The sequence below is a fragment of the Flavobacterium sp. PS2 genome, from assembly GCF_046250155.1.
GTDB lineage: Bacteria > Bacteroidota > Bacteroidia > Flavobacteriales > Flavobacteriaceae > Flavobacterium.
The window spans coordinates 4,920,017-4,940,336 of the sequence record NZ_CP176426.1; the positions used below are offsets into that span (position 1 = coordinate 4,920,017).

The following is a 20,320-nucleotide window of genomic DNA, read 5'->3' on the forward strand; positions in this document are numbered from 1 at the left end:
AAATTCTAACGTGGTATTAATCCCGTGGCATTTGCAATTCTGCAGGCTTCCATGGCATTATTGACATTGAGTTTTTCAAAAATATTTTGGCGATGCCTATTTACTGTATGTATGCTCAGGGACAGTTTATCTGCGATTTCTTTGCTTCGCATTCCTAAATTAATAAGCTGAATAATTTCTCCTTCTCTTATCGATAGCAAATCATCAAAACGGCCTTGTTCGCTATCTAAAATTACCCCTGTAGCGGTATTAATAATCACTCCATCAGGAACATCAAATCCAGGATAATCATATACCATGTTGTATAAGCAAAGTACTAGTGAAACATTTCCTTCATCTGTGCTGCTAAGATATAGTAAGCGATGTTTTATCAAAAGATATTTACCTTCGTTGTTTTTAATTCTCAGTTTGGTAATTACATTATAATTAAGGCGCTCATTTAAACTAATAGATTTCAGTAGCTTAAAAAACTGAAACTCAAGTCGGTATTTTTTCTGAAGATCCTCCGGATGAACCCGGCTCAATAATTCATCTTCCCAAATAGAGTTTATGGCTGTTTGCTTGGGTTCAAATCCCAGTTGCTGAGCGATTCCGCCAGAATAAATATAACTTTTTCTTTCTTTTAAATCGCTAAGTACACTAATTGTGTTTTCTAGTTTGGCGTATAGTTTAGCGATCATTTTACCATCGTCGAGTTGCATATTAGGCTGAGAAAAACCTGAAAAAGGCTGAGAAAATAGTTTTATATCAAGTAACTCACGAATATTTTCAGTATCCTGATGGTTATTTATAGCCATTTGATGTAGAATATTAATTTATAATTTTGGAATGCACAAGGTAACATTTCAAATCTATAACAAACTTATGAAAAAAACTATATTAGCTATTGGGCTCTTATTGAGCTTAACTGAAATAAATGCACAGAGTCTTGAAAAAATGCATTGGTTTAATGAGCCTGAAAAATGGCAGATAAAAGACAATAGCTTAATTATGCAGGTTACACCAAAAAGTGATTATTGGAGAATCTCGCATTATGGATTTACTGTTGACGATGGTCCATTTTATTACAGTATGTACGGAGGTGAATTTGAAACAAAAGTAAAACTAACAGGAAATTATAAAAACCGTTTCGACCAGATGGGACTTATGATTCGTGTAGATGAAAAAAATTATATTAAAACCGGCGTTGAGTTTGTAGACGGTAAGTTTAATATCAGTACGGTTGTAACACATGAAAAGAGCGACTGGAGTGTGAATGTACTGGACAAAGTTCCTCCTTTTGTATGGATTAAGGCTGTACGCAGATTAGACGCTGTAGAAATTTATTATTCTTTGGATGATAAAAACTATATTCTGACTCGTAATGCCCCATTGCAGGATAATATCCCTGTTATGGTAGGACTTATGGCAGCTTGTCCTGATGGAAACGGATTTGAAGCAAAATTCGAAAATTTTTCTGTAAAACATCTTGCAGATCAGAGACGTTTAGAGTGGCTTAAAGATCACCAATAGACCTTTTTTGCATTATTTGGAGTTCTAAATTTGAAAGCTTTTTGGGCTATTTAATAAAGAATGATTAAAAACATGTAACCTTTATATTATTAATGCCGTCTATAAAAGAACAACCTTCAAACATATGAAACTTATTCTATCAATATTTATTCTGGTATTTATCTTTAACTTAGAACAAATAGATAAAGAAAATCCGTCAGGACTATCTGTCGAAAATGCAATTCATAAACGCATTTCGGCAGATACTGACAAAATTTACGGTAAGCTGGTAGAACTTAGAAGAGATTTTCATGAAAATCCCGAATTGGCAGGAAATGAAAAACGTACCCAGGAAATCATAAAGCAATATTTGTTAGACTTAGGGATCGAAGTTGTAATGGATGTACACGGGTATAGTATTGTGGGCATTTTGAAAGGAGAAAAAAAAGGAAAAAGTATTGCGTGGAGAGCGGATATGGATGCCTTGCCAAATGATTTTCCTGATAAGGTTGATTTTAAATCTAAAATAAAAGGAATACAGCATGGTTGCGGACATGACGTACATCTTGCAATTGCACTGGGAATAGCCGAAATACTTTCGAAAAACAAAGCATCATTAAAAGGAACAGTTTATTTTATATTTCAATCAGAAGAAGAAACATTTGTCGGAGCAAAAGGTATGATCGACAAAGGCTTATTTTCTAAAATAAATCCCGAAGAAATTTATGCTCTACATATAAGCGCGTTGCCGGTAGGGGAAATTATGGTGAAACCAAATGAAATGTTTGCGTACCAAAAACGAATCAGAATCAAATTGAAAGATGAATTGTCGAAAGACGAAACCAAAGCGCTTACAGCGAAAATTCAGAGTTTGCTTTCTCGTAACCAAAGCGGTACAAAACCATGGGAAATACAATCTATGCTTGATCCTGAAATTGGATTAATGAATCAGAATACAATTTTTAAAGATTATCTTTTTGTCGACGGTCAATTTAATGTCTACTCAAAAAATGGAGAACTTTTTTTAGAAGCCTATCTGTATGAAACCAATAAATCGAATCTGCCAAAAATAATACCTGAAATAGAAGAGTTACTGGCCAAAGAGAAATATACCCAAAAAGTGATCTCACTATCTTTTATACAAGAAAATCCAACAGTAATTAATGATGAAAACTTGACCAAAAAAGCCATAAAATCGCTAAATAAAATTTATGGAAATAATTTGATGGTAAATGATTTTGGACAAATTCCATATTTCAATGATGATTTTGCTTATTTTCAACAAAAAATACCAGGAGTATATTTCTTGTTGGGAGGATCAAATAGTGAAAAAGGGATTGTAGCAATGAATCACGCCCCTAATTTTACAGTTGATGAAGAAAGTATAAAAATAGGTGTTAGGAGTTTCTCATCTTTAATAATTGAAAGACTAAATACCAAATAGCAACCGCACATCTTTTATGCATGAAAAATAGAATAATTATTGATTTAACATTTTTATCTGTCAATGCTTTTGTACAAAAAGAATGAAGCCTAATCATTTATTCGACGATAAATAAACAGAAGTAAAGAAAAAAGAGATATAAAAAAGCCTGTAATTATTATGTTTACAGGCTTTTTTATAAAATTATGTCAAGTAATTTATTGCTATGGTGAAGCAAAAAAATGCAGTTAAATTCCTGACTTTAAATTGTCACCATCTTTATCATGCAGTCTTCTGAAAACTAAACCAGATAGAATTGTCAAAAAGCCCACAACTAAAAATGTATATCGAAAAGCATTGTGAATTTCGTTGTGAATGAGTTTTACATCACCCTGAAAAATTTTGAGAACCAATAGTCCGAAAGCAATACCAAAACCAATAGCCAACTGCTGATTTACAGAAACTAATGAGTTACCACTACTTGTATGATAGTTTCTTAAATCGGCAATAGAAATAGAATTCATAGAGGTAAACTGTATGGAGTTAAAGAAACCCAATACCGAAATAATAGGAACATACCAATAGATAGATGTATGAATAGATGGAATGGCAAGAGCGCAAATTAGGACACCGATAATAAAGGTATTCACCATTAAAGTCTTTCTATATCCGTAAGTATTTAAAATTTTTATTACTGCCGATTTTCCAAACATAGCAGTAAGAGCCATGGGAGCAACAATCCACCCCGAGGTTACTGCCGATTGACCGTAAGCAATCTGAATCATCATAGGTAATAATAAAGGGATTGAACTAAAACCCAAACGAGTAGCGAGATTACCTATTATGCCCACACGAAAGGTTCTTACCTGAAATAAATTTAAAGGGAAAAGAGGATTTTTGTCAGTCACAGCATGACGATAGTACCAATACAACATTAAAAAACCTGCCATTAAGATCAGTAAAACAGGTGTTAACTGAACTGTGTTGCCAAATAATTCTAAAGAAATAGACAAGAGGAGCGAAGCTGCAGCAAAGATAAGGAAGCCTTTTAAATCAAAATCGATTATAGGTGATTTGTAATCAGGCATGTATTTTAAACTTAAAAGAATACCAATAATTCCAAACGGAATATTGATCAGGAAAATCCAGTGCCATGATAAATAATCGACCATATACCCACCAACTAATGGACCCAATACCGGACCAATTAAGGCAGGAATAATGGCAAAATTCATTGCCTTTAATAACTCTTTTTTAGGGAATGTTTTAATAAGTGCAAGCTTTCCTACTGGTGTCATTAAACTTCCTCCAATACCCTGAATCACACGGGAAAAAACCAAATGAGTTAAATTTTGGGAAAGCGAACAGAATAAAGACCCAACACTAAATAACAATAACGCAAACATAAATACTTTCTTGGTGCCGAATTTATCAGATAAAAATCCGCTAACAGGCATAAAGAGTGCTAAGGTCAGAACATAGCTGATAATAGCATTTTGCATGTCCAGCGGTGATTCGTTTAAGTCTTTGGCAATAGAAGTTATCGACGTATTAAGAATAGTAGAATCAAGCATTTGCATAAAAATAGAAGTCGCCAAAATAAGTGGTAATACTTTTTTGATTGTTTCATTATTTTGCCCTGCACTATTTGCATTCATATTTTTGTTTGGTTAGAATTTAAATATGGATTTATTTCAATATTTTATTAGTTTTATTAATTAAGGAGAGCATTAATTCTTTGGCATTAGTATGCTTTAGATTAATTGCATTTTGTCCAGACCAGAAATTAATCAATTCGGTTTTTCCTTGAGCGAATGCAGCTGTTTTAAGAGCAGCTATTAATCTTGTCTGAAGCGGAAATGGTAATACTTCGGTTTCAAACTTTATTTCTTCGGCAATGCGATTGGTCATCATTCTACCCATTCTTCCAGTAAGCGATTTAGAAAGTAAGGTATATTGTGAAGCTTCAGAAAACAATGCTTTTTTATGTTCGGGTGTGGCACCCGATTCATCGCAAGCTAAAAAAGCAGTTCCTAATTGTACCGCATCTGCGCCTAAAGTAAGTGCTGCAGCAACACCTTTAGCATCTACAATACCTCCGGCGGCTATAATGGGTGTTTTTATCTTGGCTTTCAGCTGTTGTACTAAGGCAAATGTACCTGTTAAAGAATCTTCTGCGGGTTTTAGAAAAGAAGGGCGATGACCACCAGCTTCAAATCCTGCTGCAACAATGGCATCAACTTTATGACTTTCGAGAAATAAAGCTTCATCTAGGGTAGTGGCACTACCAACAGTTTTAATCCCTAAACGACGGCATTCGTTTAATATATCTTCTGATGGAACTCCAAATGCAAAGCTGAAAATGGCAGGTTTTATCTGGAACAGAACTTCAACTTGCTGTTCAAATTTTGATGGAATGTCAATATTTAGATCAGGAATCGGAATGTTTAATTGATCGAAATAAGGCTTAAATATGGTTGTTATTCTTGCTAAACTTTCGGGCGAATAATTTTTCAATCGTTCATCGACATCCGATACCCACAAATTAATATTATATGGTTTGTCTGTTGCTGCATTTATTTTATTGCCAGCTTCCAGAATTTCTTGTGGTGTAAGCGTATAAGCTCCAAAACTACCCAAACCTCCCGCATCTGAAACTGAAGTAAGTAAATCTACAGTAGAAAAACCTGCACCCAATGGACCTTGAAGAATAGGGTATTTAATTTTCAGAATTTTGGTTAATTTGGTTTTGTGCCACATAATTTTGTTCTTTCTTACGATTAATGACAGAAGTAATTATTAGTAAACAAGATTTTTATTTACTGTTGATATCAAAATTAATCATTTCTGAATTAAGAAATAATCAGAATCCTAATTTTCATTACTTAAAACAAACTATAAGAAACATTAATAAAAAAGTTTCTTCCTTGTCTCGGAATCTTATTCCAATCAGAGAATGTGGTGTAATATTTATCAAGAATATTTTCGATTCCAGCCTGAATATTTAACTTGTTATCGTTCCATGGAAATGTATATCCAGAATTGAAATTAAAAATTACATAATCAGGTGTTTTGGTTTCTCCATATACCGAAGCGAATTTTGTTTTCGCCAGATTTCCAGAAGCGCCAAATCCTAAATTAAAGTTCTCTTTTTTGTATTGAATGCTTCCCGAATAACGCAACGGACTTATAAATGGCAGATTATTGTTATCATTATCTTTTCCGTAGCTATAAACGAACATGGTTTTGAAATTCCAGTTTTCGGCTATTTTATATTCTAGGTTTAAATCGGTATTAAAAATTGATGCATAATTTAATGCATTATATACTTTTACTCCCGAGGCTCCAATAGTCATAGGTTGTATGTTAGCATCAATTTTCCCGACGATATAATCCTGAATATGGAAAAAGGAAGAAGTTAATTTTGAAGTAAATTTTTCGGTTTTAAATCCAAATGAGAGATTAGCTTCAAATGATTTTTCGTTTCTCAGATTTGGATTTCCTACATAATCATAAAAATCATTACTATTGTACAAATAGTATCCATATCCCTCTGAAACTGAAGGTGCTCTTTCGCCGTAGGCTAAACCAAAACCATATTCTAATTTATCGTGATGCACGTGGTAATTCCCAGAAAGGCTTTTCAGAATTCTATTTTTGGATGCATCCATATCAGGATAAAAAATCTGTAGACTTTGTAAACCAAATTCATCAGCCCCTTTATTAGAATGCATTCCGATGTTTGCAGAAAGTTTAATATCAGTATTTGAGGAAATTTGTATTGCATCTTCTAGATATAATCCGTTATAAAGTGTTCGCACATCGGGCCAAGTGTACATAAACATTGCATTTTCTTTGGGATTGTTTGGATACATTGTCATCTCGGCAACCGATTTGTTATAAAAACTATTCAGGTTTGCCATGAAGTGATGGTTTTTAAATTTCCCCTTTAGTTTAGAGTAGTATCCGTAGGTGTCTGACCAACCCGGCATATCCATATGAATAGGGACGCTTGGTCTTTTGGTATCATCCATTCTGTGAGTAATGGTATTAAAGTATACTTTGGTTTCCCAATTGGCAAAATAGTTAGAAGCAGGAGTATAGCTATAACGCAACGAAGTTATTGTAGCTTTCGCCAAAGAAACATCCATTGGTAGCGCAGGATAACCTACATCCGTAGCTTTATCATAAATTATCGAACCTTCTATTAAACTCTTTTTGTTTAAATAATAACCCGCTGTTGCCGATAGGTTGTATTTTGTAAATTGCGAAAAGTTTATTTCTTCATCGTTTCCCGCTTTGTAATTTTCGGCATCACGATACATAAAATCAGTATTGATATAAAAAGAACTATTGTTGTAACCTATAGATGTCCCTATGATCTTGTGCTGATTATTGGTTTCATATCCCGTTCTTAAATTCCCATTCCATCCTAATTCTCTTTGAGTAAGATTGGTTCGTTTTAAATCAATTCCTCCGCCAATTGTAGGGCCATGACAACTTCCTTGCTGACCTGAAGCAATATTGGCTTCAGATAAGTTTGATATCTCTACATAAGAAGTTACAGGATCCATTTTATCGGTACAAGCTCCAAAAATACGCATGCCATCAATCGTGATAACAGTTCGTTCTGTAGCCATACTATTGATAATAGGTTCGAGTGCATATCCGCCTCTTCGTACCATATTTACTTTAGATGATTGTTGTAAATATTCTTCGACAGTCGCAAGAGATTTAGGTTGTTTTTGAGATACTGGCATTTTTTTTCCAATAACAATAATTTCATTAAGATCAATGGGCGAAATACTATCTTTTTCTTTTTTCTGTGCAAAGCAAATAGTTGAAAATGCTGCTAACAGAATTGTTGCTATAATTTTCATAATATCACAAATAGGGATGGACTAAGCGTTGCCACTTAGTCCTTATTTTGTTACTAATAAAATGATTAAAATTCAATCTCAAAGAAGAGACTGCTTGAGGTATTTTCGGGAGTAAACTCTTCTCCTTTCAATATTTCGCCAGAAGCATTTAAGAGTTGGAGGTTAATTTTCCAATAACCAGTCATGGTCAGGGAAAGATTTCCGTTATAAAATCCTTGCGTTATCGATTGTGTTAAATCGGTATTGTTTGGAGAACTATGATTGCCCATACTTGGCATACGTGGGTCAATTTTTACTTTAAAATTATCAATCACAGAAAACGTCATCATATCTTGCATTTTATATAGCCCTACGGTCATATTATTCAACCCAATTTTCGGGCTTTTAGGAGCAATGTAAGCCAAAACATATCTTACACCATCAGTTCCTGTAAAAGAGTTTACAGTACGTTTCTCAGATGCAAATACACTTATAGGTGCTGTTACAGTATAATCTACAGCATTAATAGTATAGTTAATTTTTAATTCCCAAAAATCCTTGTCATTCTGAGCCATCTGAAAAATAATAGTACCATCGTATAGTGTTTGTTTACCAGAAACCTTTTCGATTAGAGACTTAGGACAAGAATGTTGCATGGTAGCCATATTCATTATTGGCATCCAATTTAAGGAAGCGTTGGTAATGTATGTATTGGTGTTTTTGTCTTTTATTCTTAATGAAATCTGATTGTAACCTTGGGTTAGTTTTCCAGTTTCAGAATAAAGTTCGATGATATGATTATCATTAGATAATTCTTGAATTTTTGTAAGTCCTGATATTTCATCAATAGGTTTTTCGGGTGTAAAATCACTATCAGAAGAACAAGAAAAAAGAGTAATTGCAACAAAAAGAATAGATAAATATTTAAAATTTTTCATAAGTATTAAATTTAAAAATGGATAATATGCAGCTTGTCGGTTTGTATTACCGATAAGACAATTAATAAAAATTCCGAAAATTAATACTGAAGAGTAGGTGGATGAAATATTAAATCAATATTGAAATGAGAATATAGATTTATAGGCAAAATATCATTCTTCAAAATGGATTTGAAAATGAGTTTAAAATTAAATGAGTTGATTTTTTCCAGAAATAATAGATCTAATCCAGTAGGAAAGCTCTTTTTTTCTGATGAAGATGAAGAATCATCTTCGGTTGCTTTTCCTAATTCCTTTTTTAAATGACATTTCCCTTTACAATCTAATTCTGGTTGGTTTTTGTTTTCGCAAAGTTCAGTCGCTATATAATCATAATTAATAATGTAATCTAAGACAGGAAAGACAGGTCTTAAAATCATAGTTATTAAAAATATATAGGCAAGGGTTTTCATTTACTTATAGAAAACACAAAGTTATGGCCTGTTTTTTTTACAAAATATGATTCATGTCATATTAAGCAAAATAGACACGAAGAATATTTAATTTCTACGTTTAAAAATAAAACCGAAGTAAATCTAAAAGAATAGCGCTAAATCAGTTACATCTGCATAAAAGAATAAAATAAGACTCTGTATTCTAGGTTTAATTTTATTGTATCGTCCTAAAATAGCTATACACAAAAAAGATCTTTTTTTAAGTTACCAGAAATAATGTAGCATTTAATGGGATAAAATATTTCTAAAAAAAACATCATTAATGTTACTATTTTAAGAAATTAATACAAGATTTGAGTTATTTAACTATTTGATAACTAATAGAAAACGTTTTCGTTGGCTTTTACTTGTTAAAGCCTAGTGAAAATTCTTTTTTTGTTTCAATACTTTGTTTACTTTTGACCCCAAATGAAAAAAATCGTTGTGATATTTGTGTATTTAAGTTTGCTTCTGCTAGGCGGAGGTCAATATCTTAATGCCGGTACACATCAAAATTCTTCTTCTCATAGTTTAGAGAAAAAACACCGAGTAAAATTTACTAATCAGGATTCAGGCAGTTCTTTAATTGAAGATGCCGACTTAGATATCGACGAGGAACACCTTGGAGGAGATATCAAAGATGGAATTTCTGATAAACTTTTTACAGGAAATTATAGCTTATTAGATAATTGGTATTTGACACTCTCTTGTCAATCTATTTTAGACCATCATCAAAATAGTTTTAAAATCTTCACGCCATTTTGTGGCCAATCCAATCCTATTTATATTACTCAACGAGTATTAAGAATCTGATAAACAAGATACATCGGTTACCTAAAGTGTGATTATGATGCATATCTTGTTGTTGTATATTTAGTACTTCTTCTTGTATGACTGTTCGTGCATAACTATGGCTACTGATGTCTTTTTAACATCCAAAGGAATCATTGCATTCCAAGCATTCAATCGCTTAATTTCCATTTTATACCATGAAGAGAATTATCTTGTTCACAGGCTTAATAGCCCTTGTGTGCCTAACTAGTTGTACAACTAAAAAAGAAGAAAAAGAAGAAGCTGAAAAATTTACAGTAACAAACCCTGTAAAAATAGACACTTCGTTTACTAAAGAGTATGTTTCGCAGATCAAATCTGTACGTAACATCGAACTCCGCGCCCAGGAAAAAGGGTTTTTACAAAATATTTATGTTGATGAAGGACAGTTTGTAAAAGCTGGACAATTATTGTTTAAAATTCAGCCAAAAATGTATGAAGCTGAGTTGCTTAAAGCTCAGGCAGAACAAAAAGCTGCTGAAATCGAATTGCAGAATACTAAAATGTTGGCAGACAAAAATATCGTTTCTAAAAACGAACAAGCGGTAGCATTATCAAAACTTCAGGCTGCAAAAGCAGAGGTTGCATTGGCAAAACTACATTTGTCATTTACCGAAATCAGAGCTCCGTTTGACGGAACAATCGATCGTATTCCGTTAAAACTTGGAAGTCTTATTGATGAAGGCGAATTATTGACAAGTCTTTCAGACAACAGTCAGATGTTTGCTTATTTCAATGTTTCTGAGCCAGAATATCTTCAATATCAAACGGATGTGAAAGATCGTGCAGAAACTAAAGTGAATTTGGTTTTAGCAAATGGTCAACTTTTTAAAGATAAAGGAAACGTAGAAGTTATCGAAAGTGAATTTAATAATGAAACAGGAAATATCGCCTTTAGAGCAAGATTCCCTAATTCGGCTAAATTACTTAGAAACGGAGAAACAGGACAAGTACAAATGCTTGTACCGCTTAAAAACGCGATTGTGATTCCACAAAAAGCGACTTACGAAATTCAGGATAAAAAATATGTTTTTATTGTAGATAAAAATAATAAAGTGAGTTCTAGAGAAATCAGTATTACTGGCGAAATCCCAGATCTGTATGTAATAAGCAGCGGACTTACTGAAAATGATAAAATTTTACTTGAAGGAGTTCAGAAAGTAAAAGATAATGATAAGATTAAATTTAGCTATATCGCTCCTCAAAAAGTGATTAATAATTTACGATTAAAAGCGGAGTAGGGGGAAGTGTTCAGTGTTCAGTAACAGTTTACGGTGACAGTGTTCAGTTTACATTTCACAACTCACATTTCACAGCTTACATTTCACAATGTGGTTTAATCATTAAAAAAATACAAATAAATGTTTAATAAATTTATACAAAGACCTGTACTGTCGATAGTAATATCGCTAATAATTGTCTTTTTAGGGATATTGTCGGTGATGAATTTACCTATTACTCAATTCCCTTCCATCTCTCCACCGATGGTAAATGTTACAGCAGATTATCCTGGTTCTAATGGGGAATTGATGATTAAATCGGTTGTTATTCCTTTAGAAAGAGCTCTAAACGGAGTTCCGGGAATGAAATACATGACTTCTGACGCAGGAAATGACGGTGAAGCAAGTATTCAAGTGGTTTTTAATTTAGGAACAGATCCTAATCAGGCAGCCATTAATGTTCAAAACAGAGTAGCTTCGGTTACCAATAAATTACCTCCATTGGTAGTTCGTGAAGGTGTAAAGATCACGCGTGAAGTTCCTAGTATGTTAATGTATGTGAACCTTTATAGTACGGATAAAAATACCGACATGAAGTTCTTGTACAATTACGCAGATATCAATGTACTATCAGAATTAAAAAGGGTAAATGGAGTAGGATCAGGAGATATCTTAGGTACTCGTGAATATGCAATGCGTATTTGGTTAAAACCTGATCGTATGTTGGCTTACAAAATTTCTGCCGATGAAGTAATGGAAGCATTATCAAGTCAGAGTTTAGAAGCTTCGCCTGGTAAAACAGGAGAAAGTTCTGGTAAACGTTCTCAGGCATTTGAATATGTATTAAAATATTCTGGTCGTTTTACAACAAAAGAGCAATATGAGAATATAGTAGTTAGATCTAATAGTAGCGGAGAGCTTTTGCGTTTAAAAGATATTGCCAAAGTTGAATTTGGTAGTTCGATGTATGATATTTATTCTAATTTAAATGGAAAGCCATCTGCAGCGATTGTATTAAAACAATCTTTTGGAAGTAATGCAAATCAGGTTATTGAAGATGTAAAAGCTAAACTTGAAAAAATTAAGCAAAAGTTTCCAAAAGGAATGAATTATGAAATCTCTTATGACGTTTCTAAATTCTTGGATGCTTCTATAGAAAAAGTAATTCATACTTTAATTGAAGCCTTTATTCTGGTAGGACTTGTTGTATTTCTTTTCTTGGGTGATTGGCGTTCTACGGTTATTCCTGCCATTGCAGTACCAGTTTCCTTAATTGGAACTTTTATTTTCATGACATTCTTTGATATTTCATTGAACTTAATCACATTATTTGCGTTGGTTCTGGCGATTGGAGTCGTCGTCGATGATGCGATTGTGGTAATCGAAGCCGTCCATGCCAAGATGGAAGAAGAACATCTCTCGGCATACAAAGCGACTAAAAAAGCAATGCATGAGATTGCGGGTGCTATTGTTGCAATTACTTTCCTGATGGCTGCGGTATTTATTCCTGTAGCATTTATGTCTGGTCCTGTAGGAGTATTTTACAGACAATTCTCGATCACGATGGCTACAGCAATTATACTCTCGGGTATTGTTGCCTTGACTTTAACTCCTGCACTTTGTGCAATGATGTTAAAAAATAATCATGGTAAACCTAAAAAGAAAACGCCTGTAAACAGATTTATAGATGGTTTTAATAACAAGTTTAATCTTGCTCAAGGCAAATATCAAAATGTATTAGCCAAAATTGTAAATAGAAGAGCTGTTACTATTATCGCACTTCTGGTTTTTTGTGTAGGAACATGGTTAGTTAGTAGTACAGTTCCTTCTGGATTTATACCAAATGAGGATCAGGGTATGTTTTATGCTATTATACAAACACCTCCGGGTTCATCATTAGAAAGAACAAATGATATTGCATTAAAACTGCAAAAAATATCTGAAGATGTAGAGGGTGTAAAATCAGTATCTGCCCTTGCAGGTTATGAAATCCTGACGGAAGGTACAGGATCTAATGCGGGAACTTGTTTGATTAACTTAGAAGATTGGAACGATCGTAAACAATCTGTAGTGGAGATTATGGCAGAACTGGAAGAAAAATCGAAAGATATTCCAGGTGCAAATATTGAGTTTTTCCAACCACCAGCGGTACCAGGATATGGAGCTGCAGGAGGGTTTGAACTTCGTTTACTAGATAAAACAGGTTCGGGAGATTTCAAAAAAATGGAAGCTGTTAATAAAGAGTTTGTTGAAGAATTAAACAAACAACCTGAGTTATCTAACGTGTTTAGTTTCTTTAGTGCGAGTTTCCCTCAGTATATGATGAAGGTCGATAATGATCTGGCTCAACAAAAAGGAGTTTCTATCGAAAATGCGATGAATACGTTATCGACTCTTGTGGGAAGTAACTATGAAATTAGTTTCATTAAATACGGAATTAACTATAAGGTAATCGTACAGGCTGCTCCAGAATATCGTGCACAACCTGATGATATCTTAAAACTTTATGTAAAAAACAACCATGATGAAATGGTGCCATTTTCGGCATTTATGAAATTAGAAAAAGTATATGGTCTTTCAGAAATTACAAGACATAATATGTACAATTCTACAGAAATTAGTGGTGGTGCAGCTCCGGGATACAGTTCTGGTACAGCTATTAAAGTAATTCAGGATGTTGCTGCCAAAAAGCTACCTAGAGGATATGATATTGATTGGGCGGGTATTTCTGCCGATGAAGTTGCACAGGGTAATCAGGCAATTTGGGTATTCTTGATTTGTTTGGGATTTGTGTACTTGGTTTTAGCTGCCCAATATGAGAGTTTTATTTTGCCATTATCTGTAATTCTTTCATTGCCGGCAGGTATTTTTGGAGCTTTCCTTCTGCTAAAAATAACAGGATTAGAAAACAACATTTATGCTCAGGTTGCCATGGTAATGCTTATTGGTTTATTGGGTAAAAATGCCGTATTGATTGTAGAGTTTGCTATACAAAGGCATGCCGCTGGCAAATCAGTTCTTGAAGCCGCAATGGAGGGAGCGAAAGCGAGGTTCCGTCCTATCTTGATGACTTCATTTGCTTTTATCGCCGGATTATTGCCGCTTGCTTTTGCTACGGGACCTGGTAAAATTGGTAACAGAACCATTGGTACTGCTGCTGCCGGAGGTATGCTTATAGGTACAATTTGTGGGGTATTTGTTATTCCGGGATTGTATTACATATTTGGTAGAATTGCCGAAAAACACAAGCTGGTAAAACATGAAGAAGAAAACCCATTAACAGAAGAAATTGATAACAATCATGTATAAATTCAAATTACATCAATATGCTATTGCTTTAGGGCTTTGTCTTGCTGTAGTAAGTTGCAAGACTCCAGAAACAGTAGCAGAAACTCCAAAGACTCCGGTTCCTGAGTCTTTTGGAGACAAGAAAGACACGACAAATATGTCGGCTATTAAGTGGAATAATTACTTTAAAGATCAGAATCTTGTAGATTTAATAGATGTTGCTCTAAAAAACAATCAGGAGCTAAATATCACTTTGCAAGAAATAGAAATTGCCAAAAATGATATTCGCGTTAAAAAAGGATTATTGTTGCCAACTGTTGGCGTACGTGCTGGTGCAGGAGTAGAGAAAGTAGGAAGATATACTAGCCAGGGTGCTGGTGATGCTTCTACTGAAATAACTCCTGGTAGAGAAACGCCAGATCCACTGGGTGATTTTACTATTTCGGCTTATGCAAATTGGGAGGTGGATATCTGGAAAAAATTGCGTAATTCTAAAAAAGCAGCAGTAAGCAGATATTTAGCGACTGTAGAAGGGAAAAACTTTGTAATTACTAACCTAATTGCAGAAGTTGCTGATTCTTATTATGAATTATTAGCTCTTGATAGCCAACTAGAAATCGTAAAGCAGACGATAAAATTGCAAACGAATGCTTTGGAAATTGTAAAAGTTCAGAAGCAAGCTGCGAGAGCAACAGAATTGGGTGTTCAGAAATTTCAGGCTGAAGTTTTAACTTCAAAAAGTATGGAATTTGAGATTCTTCAGAAGATAAAAGAAGCAGAGAATAAAATCAACTTTTTGTTAGCACGTTATCCTCAAGAGATTAAAAGAGATAATAGTAACTTCTTGGCTTTGTTACCTTCATCGGTTAGTTCTGGGATTCCGTCGCAGTTGTTAGCGAATCGTTCAGATGTTAAACAAGCAGAGTTAGAGTTAGTGGCTGCAAAACTAGATGTAAAAGTAGCTCGTGCCGAATTTTATCCGTCACTAGATATTTCGGCTGCAATAGGAGTACAAGCATTTAAACCATCATATTTGTTTACTATGCCAGAGTCATTGCTTTATTCTTTAGCAGGAGATTTAGCTGCGCCATTAATTAATCGTAATGCGATTAAAGCGGAGTTTGCAAGTGCAAATGCAAGACAACTTCAGGCTTTGTATAATTATGACCGTACGGTTCTGAATGCTTATTTAGAAGTTTCTAATCAGCTTTCTAAAATTGATAACCTTCAAAAAGGTTATGATTTAAAATCGCAACAAGTAGATGCGTTAAACAAATCGATTGATATTTCTAATGATTTATTTAAATCTGCCAGAATTGATTATTTTGAAGTTTTAATGACGCAGCGTGATGCTCTGGAAGCTAAACTGGAATTAATAGATACTAAAAAAGAACAACTTAATGCTGCAGTTTATATTTATAAAGACTTAGGTGGTGGTTGGAAATAGAAAATCATTTTTGTTTTAGATTACAAAACCTCTTGAAAGTAAGATTTCAAGAGGTTTTTTTGTGTATTTAATGGAAATGAAGTTTTTTAAAATGAAAGTTGTTGTTGAGTAAATTAGTACTTTTATAAGGTTAAATTTATTTTTAAAAACTTCTAAAAATTAATCAATAATGCGAAAGTTTACAATAGTAATTATAATGATGTTTTTTTTGATAAGTTGTACTAATAAAGAGTTTATAATCTCGATTGAACAGCCAAAAAATAGGCAGCTCGATGACTTGAAAGTTGAAATAAATTTAGACAGGAAGAAAGTTAAGGAAATATATTTAAAATCTACCAATGTTGTTCCTACACATGAAACGATTAAAGTTTTTATAAATGAAGAAGGAATACATCACTTAGAAATAAAATTAATAGACACCACATTTAGTTATAGTATAATTTATCCCGGAGAGAAATATATTATTCTAAGTCCATATTTTAAAAAAAATGGAAAAATTAGTATTGGAATTTTAAAGCAACAAGAGAAGTTTACTTTTCATTAAACGATATTTTAGGTTGAGTTCTGGGAGACTTTATTTTGTATGTTATGTTGTATTTTGAAACTGATTCTGCAATTTGATTCACTATTAAATTCTCCATTACAACCTTAGTCAAAGTTTTAAACTTTTACAAGGGTAAAATCCTTTCAGAATCTTGATTTTGAAAGGCTTTTTAAGTAGTTAAGATTTGTCTAAATTTAGATTTCTTATGAAAACGGGAGTCCTAGCCCAGACAGTAACGGCATCCTTTGTTTGCCTTCTTTAGGCAAGCAAAGATATAGTGTATGGCTGGATTAGCTCCTTATAAATAGTATTAGACTATTGTTATGCCTGCGTCTTTATAAGGTTTTAATAGTTCATCTTCGGGATCATTATTTGTTACTAGAACATTAATGTCTTTGATTGGGCAAACAAAATAAGCTTCGGCAGTTCCTACTTTTTCGATAGAACTTAATGCGATAACAAAGTTTGAGTTTTGTATCATATTCTTTTTAATTTGCGAATCATCGTACATAATGCCTGTAATTCCGCGTTCGTGATGTATGCTGCAAACTCCTAAGATGCAGACATCGGCTCTAAAGTTTCTGAAGAAATCTATTGTTTCGATACTGGAGGTTGCAAAGGATGTTTTGCACATTTTTCCGCCTGCAAAAATGAGTTCGATATTAGGCAAATCTTCTACTAATGCCGCAACGGGAAAGCTATTTGTAATGATTGTTATTTTTAAATCGTAAGGAAAACTAGCCACTAAAGCCACTGAAGTTGTTCCGCCATCGATAAATACTACCTGACCATCTTTTAGTAATGATATTGCTTTTTCGGCAATAATTTTTTTGTTTTCGAGGTCATGTTTTTCTCTATTTCTATAATGTAGCGGTATTGGCGATGGAGCTACTGCACCGCCTCGTACTGCTTTGAGTAATCCCTGATCAGAAAGTTCTTTTACATCGCGTCTTACGGTATCTTCGGATACGTTTAAGTATTCGCTAAGCTCTATTAGCGTTACTCTGTGCTCTTTGGAAAGGTATTCTAAAATTACGTTCTGACGTTCTTCCTTTTTCATGTGTTGCGGATTTATATTGCAAAAATAAGTTAAAATTGCAATATATTGCAATTTTTGCATAAATTTGTTGCAAAATAATTTATCATGAATAAGAAAACAATTGCTATCGATATGGATGGCGTACTTGCGGATATTGAGGCGCATTTAATCACGTATTATAATAATGAATTTGGAACTGCGATTACAAAAGATAGTATTCAGGGGCTAACTGAAGAGGAAGCTTTTAAGGAGAGAGCTACTTTGCGCAGGATTTTAAATTCGGAGAATTTTTTTAGAACATTGCCTGTAATGCCTAATGCTGTGGAGAGTTTACTGGAATTACAAGAAAACTATGAGCTCTTTATAGTTTCTGCAGCGATGGAGTTTCCAATGTCTCTTTCTGAAAAAGTATTTTGGCTTGAGGAACATTTTCCTTTTATAAAATGGGAAAATATTATTTTATGCGGAAGCAAAAGAATTATTAATACAGATTATATGATTGATGATCATGCTAAGAATCTGGATTATTGTATGGGAAAACCTATTATGTTTACGGCGTTTCATAATGTAAACCAAACTCATCATTTAAGGGTAAACAATTGGAAAGAAGTTGTTGCAGTTTTAAATAAAGCAGTATAGTTAATTGCTTTTATTATTAAAGCAGAAAACCTGCCCGGAAAATCATTTTCGGGCAGGTTTTTTGATATAAATTGCAATAAACAATTAGGATTTTTTCTTCCAGAAGTTCAATATTCCATCGCAAGCAGATTCTTCGAGGTCAAAACTTTCTGGAATTTCTTCCCAAGTACTCCAATAGGTTACGAGCCTTGTGCCTTTGGGAGTTTTGCCGAGTTGTTCTCTCACATAATTAGAATAGGTGTGAAACAATTCTTTTTCTGGAAGTATGATTTTATCTATCGGACAGGTAATATCTATATTCTCGTAAAAGGAGTTATAGAAATAAAACGCATCGTAATCTGAAAATGAGATTTGATCGATATTTGAATGAATAAATTCTACATTTTTTATATCGTGTTTTTCGGCTATTTTCTTAGATACTTTTATGAGTGATTCTCTTTGTTCTACTCCATAAAAAAAGCCTCTTGTAGATGCAGCTCCCACTAAGCAAAATTTTCCTGCTCCGGCACCAATGTCTAATACCTTTTTATAAGGTTTGTCGACTAGATAATCGGCTGCAACTTTGGCTATTTCAACAGGTGTCCAATGTCGTTCAGAAAGTCTTTGAATACGAGTTGGGTACAATTGATTAAATGTACTGTCTTCGATATCAATATTTTGTCTTAGGTTTTTAAAAATCATTTTGTTAGCTGTATGTACTCTTCATTGGTCAAAAAAGTACTGTTATCTATTGTGATAACTACTCTTAAGAGCCAATTATAATAAGAATCGGTATTAATATGTGATGCATTTTTTTCTAAGATACAATTAGTTACTGTGATTTCACAATCTAAAGGGGAGATAAGGGTAAAAGTTTTATTTGTACCATAAATAGTTCCCCATGTTTCGTCTTTTTTAATAGTATTGCTTTCTAGTTTTAGTTCAACTGAATCAATTTTTCCAATTTCTTTTTGAGCATAATCTGTAATACCGATATAGAAATCGCATGATCCAATTTTTCGTAACCACAAATGGTCTTTAGTGTAATAAAGACTTCTAGGAATAAACATAATTTTTGTTTTTTATATTATATCATTTTATTATAAAATGTATAATGTGACTTAATTTTTGAATAAAACAAAGGTAAGTAGCTTTAAAATAGATTATAACGACTAAAATGATGCTTAAATTTGATTTAAATCAATATTTACAAAGTAGGAAGGAAAATAGCTTAACTTTGAGTTTATTATGATATCAAAATTTATTTTTAATAACCAATATCTTTTAAATGAGCTTCCTGAAGATGATAAGGATATGCTCGAAGAGGTTATGCATAATAAAAAATATCGCAAACATGAAGCTATATTTACTGAAGGAACTTTGCCTACAGGTATTTTTTATGTTAAGGTTGGTAAAATAAAGAAATACAAAGTTGATAACGATGGCAGGGAACAGATAATTTACATCTACAATCCTGGAGAATTTTTTGGCTATTCGGCTATTTTAAGCGAGGAATCGTATGGAGATACCACTGTTGCTATAGAAAATGCCATCATTTCATTTATTTCTAAAGACGATTTTATTCATATTCTGAACACTTCGGTAGTTTTTTCCAGATTATTATTAAAAAGTTTAAGCCATGAATTTAGTGTTATGGCAAACCTCATGGCTGTATTATCTCAACGAACTGTAAGGGAAAGAGTCGCTCTTAGTTTACTAATATTACATGATAAGTATAAAATAAGTGATATCGAAAAAAAGGTTTTTATAATGCTTTCCAGAGCCGATTTGGCAAACATGGCAGGTACTGCAAATGAAACACTGGCAAGAGTACTTCATGAATTTAAAGAAGATAATCTTATCTGGATGGAAGGTCGGAAAATACAATTACTAGATCTTAAACAACTTACATTAATAGCCAATTTTTATTAGTTTTTTGTTGTGTGGTATTTAACCGCAAAGGGCGCAAAAGGATACGCAATGTTCGCAAAGTTTTTAAATCCAAGTATGTATTAGAATCATTTTAATCCTTTGAATCTGTGGCTAACTCTTTGCGAAAATGGTACGCGGATTAAACGGATTCGCTAAGGCGAAAACACGGATTAAACGGATTTTTTGTTTTTTGTTTTATAAATCTGTGGCTAACTCT

18 protein-coding genes are annotated in these 20,320 nt (G+C 33.3%); 9 read left to right on the forward strand and 9 right to left on the reverse strand.

The features are described 5' to 3' along the window. Nucleotides 1-5: 5 nt before the first annotated feature. Nucleotides 6-797, reverse strand: a complete 792-nt coding sequence (locus ACJ6WR_RS21305; protein ID WP_086894484.1) for a response regulator transcription factor — start codon at nucleotides 795-797, stop codon at nucleotides 6-8. A gap of 67 nt (nucleotides 798-864) precedes the next feature. Here ACJ6WR_RS21305 and ACJ6WR_RS21310 point away from each other — a divergent pair, with 67 nt between their 5' ends. Together ACJ6WR_RS21310 and ACJ6WR_RS21315 are read left to right on the forward strand one after the other, a co-directional pair. Next, nucleotides 865-1,512 (forward strand): DUF1349 domain-containing protein, encoded by a 648-nt coding sequence (locus ACJ6WR_RS21310; protein WP_409416425.1) that lies wholly within the window; start codon nucleotides 865-867, stop codon nucleotides 1,510-1,512. A gap of 124 nt (nucleotides 1,513-1,636) precedes the next feature. After that, nucleotides 1,637-2,935, forward strand: a complete 1,299-nt coding sequence (locus ACJ6WR_RS21315; RefSeq protein ID WP_086894483.1) for a M20 family metallopeptidase — start codon at nucleotides 1,637-1,639, stop codon at nucleotides 2,933-2,935. A 227-nt stretch (nucleotides 2,936-3,162) separates the two neighbouring features. Here the strand turns inward: ACJ6WR_RS21315 and ACJ6WR_RS21320 are convergent, their stop codons facing one another. The 5 genes from ACJ6WR_RS21320 to ACJ6WR_RS21340 all read right to left on the reverse strand — a co-directional run bounded on the left by ACJ6WR_RS21320 (nucleotide 3,163) and on the right by ACJ6WR_RS21340 (nucleotide 9,163). Further along, nucleotides 3,163-4,572, reverse strand: coding sequence for an MFS transporter (locus tag ACJ6WR_RS21320; RefSeq protein WP_086894482.1), 1,410 nt, complete (start codon nucleotides 4,570-4,572; stop codon nucleotides 3,163-3,165). A gap of 31 nt (nucleotides 4,573-4,603) precedes the next feature. After that, nucleotides 4,604-5,674: a nitronate monooxygenase family protein gene (locus ACJ6WR_RS21325; RefSeq protein WP_086894481.1), complete on the reverse strand. Its 1,071-nt coding sequence runs from the start codon at nucleotides 5,672-5,674 to the stop codon at nucleotides 4,604-4,606. 125 nt (nucleotides 5,675-5,799) lie between these two features. After that, nucleotides 5,800-7,794: a TonB-dependent receptor gene (locus tag ACJ6WR_RS21330; RefSeq protein WP_409416426.1), complete on the reverse strand. Its 1,995-nt coding sequence runs from the start codon at nucleotides 7,792-7,794 to the stop codon at nucleotides 5,800-5,802. Nucleotides 7,795-7,859: 65 nt separating this feature from the next. Continuing rightward, nucleotides 7,860-8,711 carry a hypothetical protein gene (locus tag ACJ6WR_RS21335; RefSeq protein WP_409416427.1) on the reverse strand — a complete coding sequence of 284 codons (852 nt, stop codon included), beginning with the start codon at nucleotides 8,709-8,711 and terminating at the stop codon, nucleotides 7,860-7,862. An 80-nt stretch (nucleotides 8,712-8,791) separates the two neighbouring features. Beyond that, the gene (locus ACJ6WR_RS21340; protein ID WP_039114438.1) at nucleotides 8,792-9,163 is read right to left on the reverse strand and encodes a hypothetical protein; all 372 of its coding nucleotides are present in this window, start codon (nucleotides 9,161-9,163) and stop codon (nucleotides 8,792-8,794) included. Between the two features lie 450 nt (nucleotides 9,164-9,613). On the opposite strand from ACJ6WR_RS21340, the gene ACJ6WR_RS21345 reads away from it, so the two are divergent. The 5 genes from ACJ6WR_RS21345 to ACJ6WR_RS21365 all read left to right on the forward strand — a co-directional run bounded on the left by ACJ6WR_RS21345 (nucleotide 9,614) and on the right by ACJ6WR_RS21365 (nucleotide 16,514). After that, complete coding sequence (locus tag ACJ6WR_RS21345) at nucleotides 9,614-9,997, forward strand: hypothetical protein (RefSeq protein ID WP_039114434.1); 384 nt, start codon at nucleotides 9,614-9,616, stop codon at nucleotides 9,995-9,997. Between the two features lie 176 nt (nucleotides 9,998-10,173). After that, nucleotides 10,174-11,256 carry an efflux RND transporter periplasmic adaptor subunit gene (locus ACJ6WR_RS21350; RefSeq protein WP_039114432.1) on the forward strand — a complete coding sequence of 361 codons (1,083 nt, stop codon included), beginning with the start codon at nucleotides 10,174-10,176 and terminating at the stop codon, nucleotides 11,254-11,256. A 120-nt stretch (nucleotides 11,257-11,376) separates the two neighbouring features. Beyond that, complete coding sequence (locus tag ACJ6WR_RS21355; RefSeq protein WP_409416428.1) at nucleotides 11,377-14,544, forward strand: efflux RND transporter permease subunit; 3,168 nt, start codon at nucleotides 11,377-11,379, stop codon at nucleotides 14,542-14,544. Continuing rightward, entirely contained in the window at nucleotides 14,537-15,970 is a 1,434-nt protein-coding gene (locus tag ACJ6WR_RS21360) for a TolC family protein (protein ID WP_409416429.1), read from the forward strand. The genes ACJ6WR_RS21355 and ACJ6WR_RS21360 overlap by 8 nt, the downstream gene beginning before the upstream one ends. 169 nt (nucleotides 15,971-16,139) lie before the next feature. Next, entirely contained in the window at nucleotides 16,140-16,514 is a 375-nt protein-coding gene (locus ACJ6WR_RS21365; RefSeq protein WP_409416430.1) for a hypothetical protein, read from the forward strand. 310 nt (nucleotides 16,515-16,824) lie between these two features. Here the strand turns inward: ACJ6WR_RS21365 and ACJ6WR_RS21370 are convergent, their stop codons facing one another. After that, nucleotides 16,825-17,574, reverse strand: coding sequence for a DeoR/GlpR family DNA-binding transcription regulator (locus tag ACJ6WR_RS21370; protein WP_409416431.1), 750 nt, complete (start codon nucleotides 17,572-17,574; stop codon nucleotides 16,825-16,827). A gap of 84 nt (nucleotides 17,575-17,658) precedes the next feature. Here ACJ6WR_RS21370 and ACJ6WR_RS21375 point away from each other — a divergent pair, with 84 nt between their 5' ends. Continuing rightward, the gene (locus tag ACJ6WR_RS21375) at nucleotides 17,659-18,192 is read left to right on the forward strand and encodes a 5' nucleotidase, NT5C type (protein ID WP_409416432.1); all 534 of its coding nucleotides are present in this window, start codon (nucleotides 17,659-17,661) and stop codon (nucleotides 18,190-18,192) included. 84 nt (nucleotides 18,193-18,276) lie between these two features. On the opposite strand, the gene ACJ6WR_RS21380 is transcribed toward ACJ6WR_RS21375, so the two are convergent. Beyond that, entirely contained in the window at nucleotides 18,277-18,873 is a 597-nt protein-coding gene (locus tag ACJ6WR_RS21380) for a methyltransferase domain-containing protein (RefSeq protein ID WP_039114423.1), read from the reverse strand. After that, complete coding sequence (locus tag ACJ6WR_RS21385; RefSeq protein WP_039120345.1) at nucleotides 18,870-19,241, reverse strand: glycine cleavage system protein H; 372 nt, start codon at nucleotides 19,239-19,241, stop codon at nucleotides 18,870-18,872. The genes ACJ6WR_RS21380 and ACJ6WR_RS21385 overlap by 4 nt, the downstream gene beginning before the upstream one ends. A gap of 178 nt (nucleotides 19,242-19,419) precedes the next feature. Here ACJ6WR_RS21385 and ACJ6WR_RS21390 point away from each other — a divergent pair, with 178 nt between their 5' ends. Next, nucleotides 19,420-20,103, forward strand: a complete 684-nt coding sequence (locus ACJ6WR_RS21390; RefSeq protein WP_039114420.1) for a Crp/Fnr family transcriptional regulator — start codon at nucleotides 19,420-19,422, stop codon at nucleotides 20,101-20,103. Nucleotides 20,104-20,320: the final 217 nt, after the last annotated feature.